This is a genomic window from Streptomyces sp. M2CJ-2 (assembly GCF_016757295.1).
GTDB lineage: Bacteria > Actinomycetota > Actinomycetes > Streptomycetales > Streptomycetaceae > Streptomyces.
In genome coordinates this window covers 1-12,527 of the sequence record NZ_JAESIF010000109.1, presented here as the reverse complement: position 1 = coordinate 12,527, position 12,527 = coordinate 1, and the positions used below count along the sequence as shown (strand labels likewise).

At 70.2% G+C, this 12,527-nt stretch carries 11 protein-coding genes and 3 pseudogenes; 5 read left to right on the top strand and 9 right to left on the bottom strand.

All coding sequences use genetic code 11. The features are described from left to right. Window positions 1-1,472: group II intron reverse transcriptase/maturase (ltrA, locus tag JL475_RS36110; protein ID WP_307825291.1), on the top strand; the 1,472-nt coding region annotated here is incomplete at its 5' end. A gap of 122 nt (window positions 1,473-1,594) precedes the next feature. Here the strand turns inward: ltrA and JL475_RS36105 are convergent. Beyond that, the gene (locus JL475_RS36105; protein WP_307825290.1) at window positions 1,595-2,842 is read right to left on the bottom strand and encodes a transposase; all 1,248 of its coding nucleotides are present in this window, start codon (window positions 2,840-2,842) and stop codon (window positions 1,595-1,597) included. A 65-nt stretch (window positions 2,843-2,907) separates the two neighbouring features. After that, on the bottom strand, window positions 2,908-3,207 hold the full coding sequence (locus JL475_RS40830) for a transposase (protein WP_307825289.1): 300 nt from the start codon (window positions 3,205-3,207) through the stop codon (window positions 2,908-2,910). A 384-nt stretch (window positions 3,208-3,591) separates the two neighbouring features. Between JL475_RS40830 and JL475_RS36100 the strand changes: the two genes are divergently transcribed. Continuing rightward, window positions 3,592-4,569, top strand: a complete 978-nt coding sequence (locus JL475_RS36100) for a DMT family transporter (RefSeq protein ID WP_202282427.1) — start codon at window positions 3,592-3,594, stop codon at window positions 4,567-4,569. 178 nt (window positions 4,570-4,747) lie between these two features. Here JL475_RS36100 and JL475_RS36095 read toward each other — a convergent pair whose 3' ends face one another. Then, entirely contained in the window at window positions 4,748-5,878 is a 1,131-nt protein-coding gene (locus JL475_RS36095; RefSeq protein ID WP_202282426.1) for a hypothetical protein, read from the bottom strand. A gap of 83 nt (window positions 5,879-5,961) precedes the next feature. On the opposite strand from JL475_RS36095, the gene JL475_RS36090 reads away from it, so the two are divergent. Beyond that, window positions 5,962-6,543: a helicase-associated domain-containing protein gene (locus JL475_RS36090; protein ID WP_202282425.1), complete on the top strand. Its 582-nt coding sequence runs from the start codon at window positions 5,962-5,964 to the stop codon at window positions 6,541-6,543. Window positions 6,544-6,584: 41 nt separating this feature from the next. Here the strand turns inward: JL475_RS36090 and JL475_RS36085 are convergent, their stop codons facing one another. Both JL475_RS36085 and JL475_RS36080 read right to left on the bottom strand, forming a co-directional pair. Continuing rightward, window positions 6,585-7,847: a hypothetical protein gene (locus JL475_RS36085; RefSeq protein ID WP_202282424.1), complete on the bottom strand. Its 1,263-nt coding sequence runs from the start codon at window positions 7,845-7,847 to the stop codon at window positions 6,585-6,587. After that, on the bottom strand, window positions 7,844-8,422 hold the full coding sequence (locus JL475_RS36080; protein WP_202282423.1) for a hypothetical protein: 579 nt from the start codon (window positions 8,420-8,422) through the stop codon (window positions 7,844-7,846). The genes JL475_RS36085 and JL475_RS36080 overlap by 4 nt, the downstream gene beginning before the upstream one ends. 180 nt (window positions 8,423-8,602) lie before the next feature. Between JL475_RS36080 and JL475_RS36075 the strand changes: the two genes are divergently transcribed. After that, window positions 8,603-9,307 (top strand): UPF0158 family protein, encoded by a 705-nt coding sequence (locus JL475_RS36075; RefSeq protein WP_202282422.1) that lies wholly within the window; start codon window positions 8,603-8,605, stop codon window positions 9,305-9,307. Window positions 9,308-9,318: 11 nt separating this feature from the next. Here JL475_RS36075 and JL475_RS36070 read toward each other — a convergent pair whose 3' ends face one another. The 4 genes and pseudogenes from JL475_RS36070 to JL475_RS36055 form a co-directional block, all read right to left on the bottom strand. Then, on the bottom strand, window positions 9,319-9,633 hold the full coding sequence (locus JL475_RS36070) for a calcium-binding protein (protein WP_202282421.1): 315 nt from the start codon (window positions 9,631-9,633) through the stop codon (window positions 9,319-9,321). A 416-nt stretch (window positions 9,634-10,049) separates the two neighbouring features. Beyond that, window positions 10,050-10,223, bottom strand: a pseudogene (locus JL475_RS36065) (IS701 family transposase); the annotation flags it as partial. Further along, a pseudogene (locus JL475_RS36060) lies at window positions 10,224-10,652 on the bottom strand (transposase); the annotation flags it as partial. Window positions 10,653-11,065: 413 nt separating this feature from the next. Then, a complete protein-coding gene (locus JL475_RS36055; protein WP_202282420.1) occupies window positions 11,066-11,239 on the bottom strand; it encodes a hypothetical protein in 174 nt (57 codons plus the stop codon). A gap of 237 nt (window positions 11,240-11,476) precedes the next feature. On the opposite strand from JL475_RS36055, the pseudogene JL475_RS40825 reads away from it, so the two are divergent. Beyond that, window positions 11,477-12,002: pseudogene (locus JL475_RS40825) on the top strand (transposase family protein); the annotation flags it as partial. Window positions 12,003-12,527 lie beyond the last annotated feature (525 nt).

Genomic DNA, 12,527 nt, shown 5'->3' with positions numbered 1-12,527 from the left:
TGCCGGAAGACGCACTGCCGAACGGCGGTGCTCCGTCGGCGGACCCCGAACCGGGGCCCCGCCGGCGGGTATCGGAGATGCAGGCCAAGCTTCACCGTTGGGCGGCGGCCGATCCGGGCCGCAGGTTCGACGACCTGTTCAACTTCGTGCACGACCCGGCCACGCTGCGTGTCGCGTGGGACCGGGTCGCGGGCAATCAGGGGGCGCGGACTCCCGGCGCGGACGGGCGCACGGTTGTCTGGATCGAGTCCGAGATCGGCGTCCCGGTGTTCCTGGCCGACGTGCGTGAGCGGCTCAAGGCACGGTCCTGGCGCCCGATGCCGGTGCGTGAACGCATGATCCCCAAGCCCGGTGGCTCGGGGAAGGTCCGCAAGCTCGGGATTCCCCGGGTGGAGGACCGCCTGGTCCAGGCGGCACTGAAGCTGGTGCTGGAGCCCGTCTTCGAGGCCGACTTCGAGCCGGTCTCCTACGGGTTCCGGCCCGCCCGGCGGGCCCAGGACGCGATCGCCGAGATCCACTACTTCGGCACCCGAGGCTATCGATGGGTGCTGGACGCGGATATCGAGGCGGCCTTCGACAACGTCTCGCACCTCGCCGCCATGGACGCGGTGCGGGCCCGGGTCAAGGACAAGCGCGTGCTGGAGCTGGTCAAGGCGTTCTTGAAGGCCGGTGTCCTCACCGAGGACGGCCGGTATCAGGACACCCACACCGGCACTCCGCAGGGCGGGATCCTCTCACCGCTGATCTTCAATATTGTCCTGTCGGCGCTCGACGAGCACCTGCCCGGGCCGTGGAAGGACGGCGGAGAGATGAGTACCAACTCCCGGCGGACGATGCGTCGTTACCGAGGGCTGCCCAGGTGGCGGCTGGTCCGTTACGCGGACGACTTCGTCGTTCTCGTGAACGGCACTCGCGATGACGTCGAAGTGCTGCACGAAGACGTCGCTCATGTGCTGGAACCTCTGGGACTTCGGTTGTCACCGGCCAAGACCCGGATCGTGAACATGGCCGACGGGTTCGACTTCCTGGGGTTCCGCATCCAGTGGCGCCGCAAGCGAGGCACGAACAAGTGGTACGTCTACACCTTCATCGCCGACCGGCCCCTCCGGTCGCTGAAGGCGAAGATCCGTTCCCTGACACACAGGACGTCGCAACTCCCACCCAGGGGCGTGCTGATCCGTCTCAACCAGATCATGCGCGGCTGGGCCAACTACTTCAAGCACGCAGTGGCCAAAGACACCTTCAGCAAACTGGAGTACTTCGTCTGGTGGCGGGTGGTCCGGTGGCTGAGAGCCCTGCATCGCTGGCGGTGGAAGGACGTCCGCCGGTGGCTCGCCGACCCCCGCGGGGGCTGGCGCCGCCCACACGCGGACGGGATCGAATTGTTCGACATCGAAGCGGTGACGGTCACCCGCTACCGCTACCGGGCGTCGAGGATCCCCAACCCCTGGACCAGCATCAACCACGCCTGACGGCAGGGACCGTGGAGAGCCCGTTGCGTTGAGAGGCGCACGGCGGGTTCGGCGAGAGGTCCGGAGAGACGGACCGGGAGCAATCCCGGCACCGCGCTCCGGGCCTACTCAGCTGGTTGAGGTCAACTGCCAAGGGTTCGCCAGGACTTCGGCCGGGGGATCCCGTGCTGGTCCAGGAAGGTCTGGAACGCGGTCGGCGATCTCAGGGAAGAGGTCTCCTCGGTCACTGACCGGCCGCTGAGCCGTTCGACGTTCACGGCGATGGCCGTGAGCACGTGCTGCAGGTGGGCCTTCGGCTGCCCGCGGTAACGGCAGCGGCGCATGCCGTGCCCGTGGGCGAACTCGTTGATGGTGCCCTCCACCCCGGAGCGGACCGCGTAGCAGGCCTTCCAGCCGGGTGTCCGCTGCTCGGTGCGGACGCGGACTTGCAGGTCGCGGAGTTCTCGCGGAGGAAAGCCCACGTTGCGGGCGCTCTCGCGGGAACTGGTGCACCGGGGACGGTCCGGACACGGCCGGCACTGGCCCTTGGTGAACCGGGCCACGATCAGCGGGGCGGCGGTGGGCGAGGAGGTCAGGTAGGGGCCGTGCCAGCCCTGGCTGACCTGGCCTCGGGGGCAGGTGACCTGTCGGCGGTCGAAGTCGATGAGGAAGTCGTCGCGGTCGAAGCCTTCGTTCTGGCGGTGCCAGTGGGTGGGGTTGCCCGGCAGCGGCCCGCTGACGGTGACCTGGTGTTCGCGCTCGGCTCGTTCCAGATGGACCAGGGAAGTGTAGCCGCCGTCGACCAGGTGCTCGGCGGGCAGCAGCCCGCGACGCGCCAGGCGGGTGTGGATGCCGGGCAGGGCCTGGGCGTCGTTGGTGGCGGCTGAGGTGGTGGCCACGTCCGTGATCACGTTGATGGTGTCGGAGGCGCACGTCTCGGTGACATGCGCGGCGAATCCCTTCCAGCGGATGATGTGCCCGTGCCGGACGTAGCGCGCCGTGGTGTCGTAGGGGGAGACGACCGCCGAGGAGGAGGGCGGCAGCCCACCGTCGTCGGGGGTGCGCCGGCGCAGGCGGCCCGCCGCGTCGCGGTAGTAGTTCTGCACGACGATCTGCCGCAGGGCCTCGGCCTGCGGGCCGGGCCGGTAGCCCGGTCCGTGCCGGTGGATGAGTTCCGGCAGCCGGCAGGCGTCATCGCCGGCGGCGAGGATCCTGGTCTTGGGCCGGGTGGGGTTCTTGCCCAGACGGACCGGACGGCCGTAGCGGCGCCCCCGCTCCTCGTCGACCAGGCCGACCAGGCCGACCAGCAGATGCCCGGCCGTGCGGGCCGCTTCTTCCAGCGCGGCACGGACGGCCTCGGTGATCAGTTCCAGCCGGGTCAGGTCGCGCACCGCGGCCAGGACGTGGGTGGAATCGGTGCGCTGCGTGGTGCGCTCACGTACGAGTCCGGCCTCCTTCAGGCGCGCGAGCGCGAGGTCGAGAAGACGGTCGGCGCGGTCGTCCTGGGTGAGGCGCTCGCGGAAGTCGGCCGCACACTGTGGTGGAAGCCGGGATCGTCTAGCTCCATGGCCAGGGCGTATGTGAAGTCGATGCGGCAGCGGACCGCTTCCGCCGCCTGCCGGTCCGACAGGTTCAGCAGGAACTGCAGGACGCAGACGGTGGCGAGCTGGGCGGGCGATAGACCGGGACGGCCGTCACGCGGGTACCAGCCGGCGAAGTCCTCGTCGTGCCACAGCCCGTCCAACCGGTCCCGCACCCATATCGCCGTCGTACCGTTCGGGTTGCTCGCCCGCGCAATCTGCGCGGTCAGAGACGGGACTTGCTCACCGGAAGGGGGACGGAGCGACAACGAACACCCCACAACTACATTGGCCTGCGGAACAGCCCCGAGCATGCCTGTTGATCATGCTGCCGCACCGGGAAACTCCAAGATCCCCGACTGTGAGGATGGGGGAGGCACCGCTCGAGGGTCTGACCCGATCCCCGATTGACGCTTCGGCTGTCCTTACTCCCCCGCCGACGAACGCGACGTCGGTTTTCCGCCAGCAACCAGGGGTGCACCGTGTGAGGCTCAGGTGATCGGCCAGCTTGTGGCCGGTGGCAGACCACGTAGTGAGTCGCGGGAGGTACGGAGTTGCGAATGCTTCAGGTCAGGGCAGAGGGTTCACCTCTGGTGCTCGGCCAGTTCGTCTTGCTGGCCTTGGCCTGGGGGGCGAGCTTCCTGTTCATCAAGATCGGCCTGGAGGGGCTGTCGCCTACCCAGGTGGTACTGGGCCGCATGGTGACGGGCGCTGCGGCGCTGCTGCTCATGACGGCGGTAACCCGGCAGCGACTCCCCCGGGACGCGGCGGTCTGGGGACACCTGACGGTCGTGGCAGTCCTTCTGTGCGTGGCGCCGTTCCTCCTGTTCGCGTGGGCTGAACTGCATCTGTCCTCCGGGCTGGCCAGCATCTACAACGCCACGACGCCCCTGATGACGATGGTGGTCGCGCTGGTGGCGCTTCCCGGCGAGCGCCCGGACCGCGCGAAATTGACCGGTCTGCTGGTGGGCTTCGCGGGCGTGGTGGTCGTGCTCGCCCCGTGGCGGGGACTCGCTGGGGGGAGCGGGGCGGCCCAGGCCGCCTGTCTGCTGGCGACGCTGTGCTACGGACTGGCGTTCGTATACCTGCGCCGTTCCATCTCCCCCCGCGCTCTGCCAACTCTCGCGGTGGCGACCATGCAGGTGAGTCTCGGAGCCATGATCATGTTGCTGGCCGCGCCGTTCACCGCGACTTCCCCCGTTGCCCTGTCGTGGCCCGTGGTGTTGAGCGTCCTTGCGCTGGGTGTGGCCGGATCGGGGCTGGCCTACGTGTGGAACACCAACGTCGTCGCCCACTGGGGCGCCACCAACGCCTCGACGGTCACCTACCTCACCCCGGTCGTGGGCGTCGCGCTCGGCATCACTGTCCTCGGTGAAAGCATCACCTGGAGCGAGCCCGTCGGCGCCATGATCGTCGTAGTCGGCATCGCCATCAGCCAAGGCCGTATCCGCACCCGGCGGTCCACACCGACGCACCCACTGAACACACCTGGCCAGGGCCAGCGTCCCGACCGGAGAAGTGTCCCTGCGCAGAATTGAACCGCGGGCCGGATGTGGTGCTGTCAATCCCCTCTCAGAAAGAGACAGCGAGGAGTCACGATGCGGTGACCGTGGAGACCGGCGCTCCATGGGGCCGTGCGCGTTCCGGCGCTCACCGCTGTCTCCCCGAGGTGGGGAGGGTGCGGTCCGGCCCGATCGGTGCCGGGGAGGAGGGGGCCTATCGGAGGCCGTGGCGGTCGAGGCGGTGGATGAGGCCGGTGCGGCGTTGATTGTCCTCGCGAAGGCGGGTCAGCCGCTGGTGGAAGTCCGTGTCCTGCCCGATGTGGGAGTAGGCGTCGCGCAGTTCCGCGAGGAGGGTGACGGCCTGGTCGTAGGCGCTGGTCTTCTTGGTGGCGAGGTGCGCCTCGATCTTCTGCCAGGCTGATTCGGCCTCGCTCGCGAGGGCGGTCAGGCGCTGGGCGCGGGCGGTGGTCCGTTCGTGTTCGGCGCGCTTCTGGCGTTCGGCGCGCCGTGTGTGGGCGGCGTCCAGGAGTTGGGCGGCGGAGCGGCGCCCGGGGACCATGGTGGGTGCGTCGGCGCCGTGCAGGCGGTGCAGGAGTTCGGTACGCAGCCCGGGTTCCGGGCCGAGGGCAAGCCGCAGCAGCAGAGCGTCCTTCTCCTTCTGGGGCAGTGCGGCGATCAGCGGGGCGAGTTCCTTCTTCGTGGGCCTGGCCGGTTTCTTGGGCGCGGCGGGACTGGCCTGGGCCGCAACCGTCAGCAGGTCGTCGTCCACGCGCAGGAAGTCTGCGAGCGCGCTCTGCGGGGCGGTCAGTTCGCCGAGCCCGGCCGGGACGGGCGGCTCCGGGCAGGTCTGGTACTCCTCTTCGTCGTCGTCCTCGAGTTCCCAGGCGGCGAGCGCGGAGAGCCAGGCGAGGTAGAGGGGGCGCAGGTCGCCGGTGGCGAGTTCGTCGCGGACGCCGATGAGGGCGGCCAGGGAATCCTCGGCGCCCTCGATCCAGTCGCCGTCTTCGTCGTCGCTGGTGAGGTCGAGCAGGAGGTGGGTGCGGGTGGTCCAGGCGTCGACGTGGTGGTCGAGGCAGTACGGCTTCACCGTGGGCAGGGCCAGGGTCTGCCTGGGCAGGCGGAGCATCAGACGGTGGGTGCCCCAGTTGGTGACGTACAGGTGCGCGTCGAAGTAGCGCTCGACCATGCGGCGCGGATTCCCGCTCAGGTCACCCCAGGTGTAGGTGTTGGTGAAGCTGGTCGCGGTGATCCGGGCCCGGGTGGAGATGGCCCGCAGCTGTTCCTGTTCCTCGCGGCTGAGCGGCCGGTCGAGGGCCTGGAACTCGTAGTACTGGTACTCGCTCACATGGCGGACCCTACCGCCGCCGCAGGTGGGTGCGGGTGGGGAACGGCAGCGGTGCTGCAGCTGGCCGCCGCGGGCAGGCTGCGGTGCAGCGACAGACGAAGCGCCTCTCCGCGGCCACGATCCGAGCGCTGGGCGAGATCCTCACCGGCGGTGACTTCTACGGAGGCGAGGCGGTCTGGGTCTTCGCCTGGCCGCTGGTGCTTACCGGGCCGGGTCCGGCACCCGCTGTCGGGGCGCAGAGCCCGGTCAGGGTCCTGCCGAACTTCGACGTCGTGGCGCTCGACGGCCTGGCCCCGGCCGAGGCGCTGCTGCTCGACGCGTTCGCGACCCGGTCCGCCGACCATGTCTGGACGCTGTCCACCGCCTCCCTGTTGAAGGCCCTCCACGCAAGCCGCGGCCTGGAGGACCTGCGCCGCTTCCTGACCGGGAGCAGCCCGGGAGAGGAACTGCCGCAGACCGTCACGGCTTTGCCGGCCGACGCCGCCTCCCGCACCGAAAAGGTACGGGATCTGGGCACGTGCCACCTGCTGGAGTGCGTGGACGAGGCACAGGCCGTGATGATCGAGAAGGACCGCAGGGCGGGCGCGCTGTGCTCCCGGATCGGCCCGAGGCACCTCATGTGGTGGCTCCCGACGATCTTCCGGTCTTCCGCACCGCGCTGCTGAAACTCGGCTGCGTCCTGCCCGCCCGCCCCTGAGCGGAAGGTTCACGCCCAGGGCGCGGTCCGCGGGGCGTGGGCACGTGCTCGGAGCGCGGTGAGGGCGGCGGCTCGGCCGGTGAGGGTGAGGGAGAGGGCGGAGCGGCGACGGTCGCGGTACGCCAGGAAGCCCAGGGCCTCGCCGGGGCGCAGCCACTGCCACAGGAAGTGGCGGGTCTCGTCGGGCCGTGGGGCGCTGCCGTCAGCGAGGGTGAACGCCTCGGCGGCCAGGGTGTGCACGGCGGCGGTGAGGTCGTCGAGCGTGAGCTCCCCGTCAAGCAGGGCTGCGGCGGCGGCTTCGGCGAGCTCGGCTCGGACGCCGCCGCCGAACCAGGCGTGGGCCGCGGTGGCCTGCAACAGGGCCGGGTCGGCGAGGTGCTGTCGGCCGCGGGCGGTCAGGGCGAGCTTGCGGTGCCGCTTGGCGAGCAGCCGCGCCGCACGGGCGAGTTCGTGCAGTTCGGCGAGGCGGACGACGTCGTACTCGGTGCGCGGCACCATGCCGGGCAGATACCAGTCGTAGCGTTCGGCGGCCTCGATGACCAGGGCGCGCGGCAGGTAGCCGGCCTGGGTCAGCATCACTCCGTCGCCGACCGACTCCAGCAGCCAGCGCAGGGGTTCGGCCGTATCGGCGGGTGCCTCAGGCGCCACGCTCAGCAGGTCCGTTACGGTACCGCGCAGTCGGCGTCGAGCGGCAGGCGGGGCCTCGGCCCAGGTGCGGCGGCGCTCGCTGTGGACGGCGTCCAGCGGGGCACGGCCGTCGTGCGCGGGATGCGGGGTGGTGAGCCAGCGCTCCAGACGTTTGATGCGGGCGGCGGCGTAACCCCGGGCGCCGGGCACCAGGGCGCCGTCGTCCAGCGCCTGCTCCAGCAGCCGCGAGGCGTTGCTGCGGGCGACAGCCTCGTCGATGCCCATCACCGGCCCCCAGGTGAGCAGGGCGGTGTCCGGCGGGGTCACTGGGGAAGCGTCCACCGCCCGCCGGTAGGCGGCCCGCCCTTGATCGGGCGAGTGCTGCCACGCGTCGAGGATCTCGCGGGTGACCTCCGACGTGCAGACGGCCGCGGTCCGGGGCCTGCCGGCGTCCTGGAGGAGTTCGGCCAAGGCGGTGAGGAGGTGCGGGTATTCGGCGGGCTCGGCCATCCACTTGACGGGCAGCTCGTACCAGCAGAACCGCTCCACATCCTCCTGGGCAAGCGAGCCGGCCGGGCCGCCGTCCGGCAGCAGCCAGCCCAGCAGCCGGTCCCGCACCTCGCTCGTGTCGTCGGCGCGCGTCATACGTGTCCTTCCCTACCGGGTTCCCGGTCGAATTCGATGGTCCGGCGCCGTACCCAGTCCCGATGGAACCTCGGCCGGTCCGCCGCCCGGAGAACGGCACGGGCGGTCGCGGCGTCACCCTGCTGCAGGGCGTAGGAGACCAGGGCCTCCAGCGGCTGCCAGTCCTCCGAGCCCAGCACAGTCGCGGTGGCGGTGAGCCGGTCCACCGCCCCGGCCGCGACCCGGGTGTAGGCGCGAAGGCCCAGAATCTCACGGGCGCGGAAGTCCCGGCGGGCAGAGACATACTCGCTGTGCAGCGCGCAGGCCAGAGTCTCCACCAGGTCCAGGTCGGCCCGATCCTCCAGCGCCTGCTTCCACACCTTGGCACGGGCCCGGGCGACGACCCTCGGATCATGCGCAGCGCCTTCAGCCAGCCCGGCCGCACCGAGCCCGTCCGCCGCGAGACGCTCCCGTAGATCCAGCAGATGACTCCACAACGGCTCCAGATACACCTCGCGCACCACCCCGCCCGACCGCTCCCGCGTCAGCCGCGCATCGAAGTCGCCCCAGTGTCGCCGCCGCAGTCCACCACGCACGCCACGGCGAACCACACGCCCCAGTGCGACCACTCGCCAGACGGTGCCGGATGAGGCCACGGCTCCGGGCCGAACGTCGGCAGCCTGCGTCGGGAGAGGACTTGTCCGCCGTGCTCACCAGCGCACTGTCGCACCGAAGACGATGGCGTTCGCAGCGCGCCTCGGCATAGCCTCGCGGACATGACCGAGGCATGGACCGACCACGCGTTGAAGGCGCTCCGCGCAGCCTGCCACACCGCGGACGGCCCCTCCCTGCTTGCCCTGCTGCATACGCATGACCCCGCCAGTGTGCTGCAGCAGTGCGGAGACGCACTCACCGCAGCCGTCTTTCGGGGTGTGCCCGGTGGCCGGGAGGCGGCGATCGCGTGCACGTCCACCCTGCGTGAACGAGGCTGGCCCGGCGACGAGGTCCTCGCCGAACAACTCGACACGGCGGGCGGCGGTGCCGTCTTGGTGCTGAGGCCGCTGCCGGTCGGTCTGGAGGAACTCTCCGGTCTGCTCGAAGGCGACCCGGCCTGGGGCGGTGGCCGCATCGACCTGGACACCGGCGAGTGCCGGCCCGCCCTCGTGGACACCGAGGAGTCATGGGACGAGGACGAACCGGAAGGCACCGAGCGGTGGCTCCATGTCCCGTGCACCGGATCACGCGATGCCTACCGTGACATGGAGGACTTCATCTCCACCCTCGACGACCAGGACCTCGCCCGGTTCCTCGGCATCGCGATCCAGAGCCCAGGAGCCTTCCGCCGTTTCAAGGACATGCTGGCCACCTCACCGGCACAGCTGCGGCGGTACTGGTTGTTCGCCGCGGAACGGCAGTACGGCCGGGCTCGAGCCTGGCTCACCGATCAGGGCTACCGGCCCGCGCCACCAGACGGTCATTGATCCGGGCGCGCTTACGGTTCCCAGTGCCGGTACGCCTCGATCCACTCGGCCCCCTCGGGCGCCGGGTCCGGCAACGGAAGGTCGAGAATGCCGATCGCCTGCCGGTGCCTGCCTCGCGTACAGACCGCCACGATCTGACTGCCGGGCAGCAGGTCCACCTTCTTCACGGTGACCTCGACTCCGAGAACGACCGTCTTGAACGGGACGGCCAGGTGCTCGGAGAGCATCGTGTAGAGGCCCGTGAGCTGCTCCTCGTCGTCGTAGGCGTCCACGGTGGCCTGATCGACCAGCTCATCGAGTTCCGCGTCACTCAGCTTCCCGGCCACAGGGAACACGGTACCGGCGGGGCCCGCAGTTCCCCTCTCCCGGTCAATCGCCGGCCGCTCCGTCCTGGGCCACGATGGTCGTTCCTCCCGCCCCGGCGTGCTGCCTGGTAGTGCGTACCGACTTCCCGGGACCCGTCACGGGTCGGCGCGGAGAGGGCCGCCGACTGTACGGGGCGATCAGGCGCAGAACCCCCGTTCGCGACGCCTACCGATGACCGCCGGGGCTCATGGCCTTGACAGGGACCAACCATGTTCTGGGCGCCCCGGAGGACTCGAACCTGCGGCCAAGCGCTTAGTAGGACTTTGTTAGGTCTTGTGGTGTGGTTCTGGTGTCGGTGCGGGTTGGCCGCATATCGAGCAGGCGCCGGTCCAGGTGGCCAAGAGTCTCTGGAGTTCGCGGAGGACCGCGTAGAGGGTCAGGCCGGCGCAGGGACTTTTGGGTCGAGTCGGAGCAGGGTGCAGAAGGCCTGGGCGAGGGAGGCGAGGGTGGTGTGGCGGTGCCAGCCGAGGTAGCTGCGGCCCTCGAAGTGGTCCAGGCCGAGACCGTCCTTGAGCTCGCGGTAGTCGTGCTCGACCCTCCAGCGGAGCTTGACGAACGAGTACGGCCAGCCAGGGACCAGCTGGTCGCTGGAGCGTCCGCTGCGTCCGTAGACGTGGCAGAACAGGCGGTCCGGGCTGCACGGGGCGTCCGGGCGCAGCCAGTGACTGACGTCGACCGCGAGGACGAGCCGGCTGTCGGCGGCCTGGGGCTGCGGCAGCACGGCCAGCGCGCGCCGCAGCCCCTCCACGTCGATACGGCCGCAGTTCAGCGCGTCGTACAACGCGCCGTGCCCGCGCCGGTGCTCGGCCAGCAGCGTCAGGTCCACCGGCGAGGTTACCGGCCCGTTCTCGCAGAGCATCGCGTCGCAGAGCTCGAACAGGGTGTCACCACGCCGGGTCAGGCAGGCGTAGAGGTCCTCCCGGAAGTGTGATGTGAAGTCGAACGCCTCGTGCCGGACATCGTGATGCAGCAGACTCACCCCTGCGGCCTTCGTATGAGTGTGGTTCGGTGACAGAACGCATGCTCATGCGGAGGCCGTCCGCCTGTCCGGCAAATGCCCAGGTGAGTGACGGTGTCCTACCCGGTGTTCGAGCCCGGACCATAAAGAACAAGCTCAGGCCGAAAAGCGCCCCGACGAGGCCGACCGCTGAAATGTGGAGAGACGCTCTCCGTCACCCGCCTCCGTCTGGCCTGCGCGGCACCAACGGCGAGTTCAGCCCACGTACCACCCGCGCAGTACAGCGGAGCCACAGCAGGCCCGCGATCAAGACCAATAAACCGGCGCCTCATGGGAACCGGCTGACGCGGGCAAGGCCGACCACGGAGGGCGCTCGGGGTGCTGGCGCTGCCCCGAGCATTCCGTCACCGGGGCAGCGGCTGCAGGGTCCAGGGTCAGCGTCGGCTCCTGGAAGCCCAGCCGGCGCCGATTCCCGCCACATGCAGCGCCAGGGCAGTCAGTCCCAGCAGCATCACATTCGTCGAAGAGAACACATCATTGGTGCCGATGTCCGCCGCGTTGATCAAAAACGCGAAGAAGAACAGCACCGCAGCCACTACGCCAAGCATGAGCAGGCTCCTCTCGAACGGGTGAAGCCCGTATGCCCCGACAGCACCCCCACAAGCCGGGGCACAGAAACCGGGCCGTTTTCCAACCTGCCTCCGGAGTTCGGCAGTTGGGCTGACACCGTGGCGAAGTCCCTGGTAGATGGGTTTTCGACCAAGAGAACCGTCTCCACCAGAGACTTCACGCGCTTGTCCACCCTTCCCCAAGCTCTCTGTTCCTCCCCCGGCTACCGCTGGGAGGTGCCCCCGGAACAGGGGAAGCCCCATCGCGTCGACGTGTCCAACTCTGTCCTCCGTTTTCTCACGCAGCAGGTGCGGCGGCACCGCCGTGCGAGCTGTTCCCGTTGGCGGCGGCTGAGCGCCGGCCGCCAGGCTCTTCTCGCGCTCGCCACCTGCGGGGGGGGACACTCCACCGGCCTCACCGACGCGGTGCGGACCGCGTCGGCGAAGGCGGATCTGATCCTGGACGGCACGCTGCTGCCGATCGACCGCGTCGCGCCAACCGGCCGTACCACTTCGGCAAACACACGAAGCACGGGATGAACGTGCAGGCCGTCGCGGATCCCTTCGGTCGGCTGCGTGGGCCTCACCGGCCCTGCCCGGCGCCGTCCACAACGTCCGCGCGGCCCGTGCGCACGGCACCGTCGGCGCCCTCGCCGAGGCCGGCCTCCGGTGCTGGGCCGACAAGGGCCGTCGGGGTACCGGCGGCACGGTCCGCATCCCGTGCCGGGGACGGTGGGAGGTCCTCTCCGCACCCATGAGGGCCGGGCCTGTCAAGGGGCGTAGACGGTCCCCGCCTGCGGCTTTCGGTGGGATGCCGGGACGTTTTCCTTGCGGAGCTTCCTCGCGGCATGTCTGCGGGACCGCCGCGTGGGAGGGGTCCAGTTGGAGCGCCCGGAGCCCCGCGAGGAACGAGCGGGGCGAGGACGAACGGGCTGGAGGCCGACGAGCGGCGGTCGACCATGGAGGCCGAGGGGCGTCACGGATGTTCAGCAGGGTGGTCGTTGTGGTCCCCGGCGCGGTGGTCGGCGGAGTGGTCTCACAAGCACCCATTCGGCGTCCGGCCGCACAGGCCGGCGCCATGACCATGGTGCGGGGATCCGGGCTGCTCAGTCAGGTCATCGAGCTCGGCCATCCGGCCGTCTCATGCGGAAAGGCGAGCTCACCCGGGGGCTGCGACCGCCCGTGGCGGTTGTCCTCGGCTGCTGTCATCGCGCCCCGCCGGTCGTGTGGGGCCTGCACATCGCGCAGCAGGTGGTAGGCGCGGGCCAGCAGGCGGCGGGCCACCTCA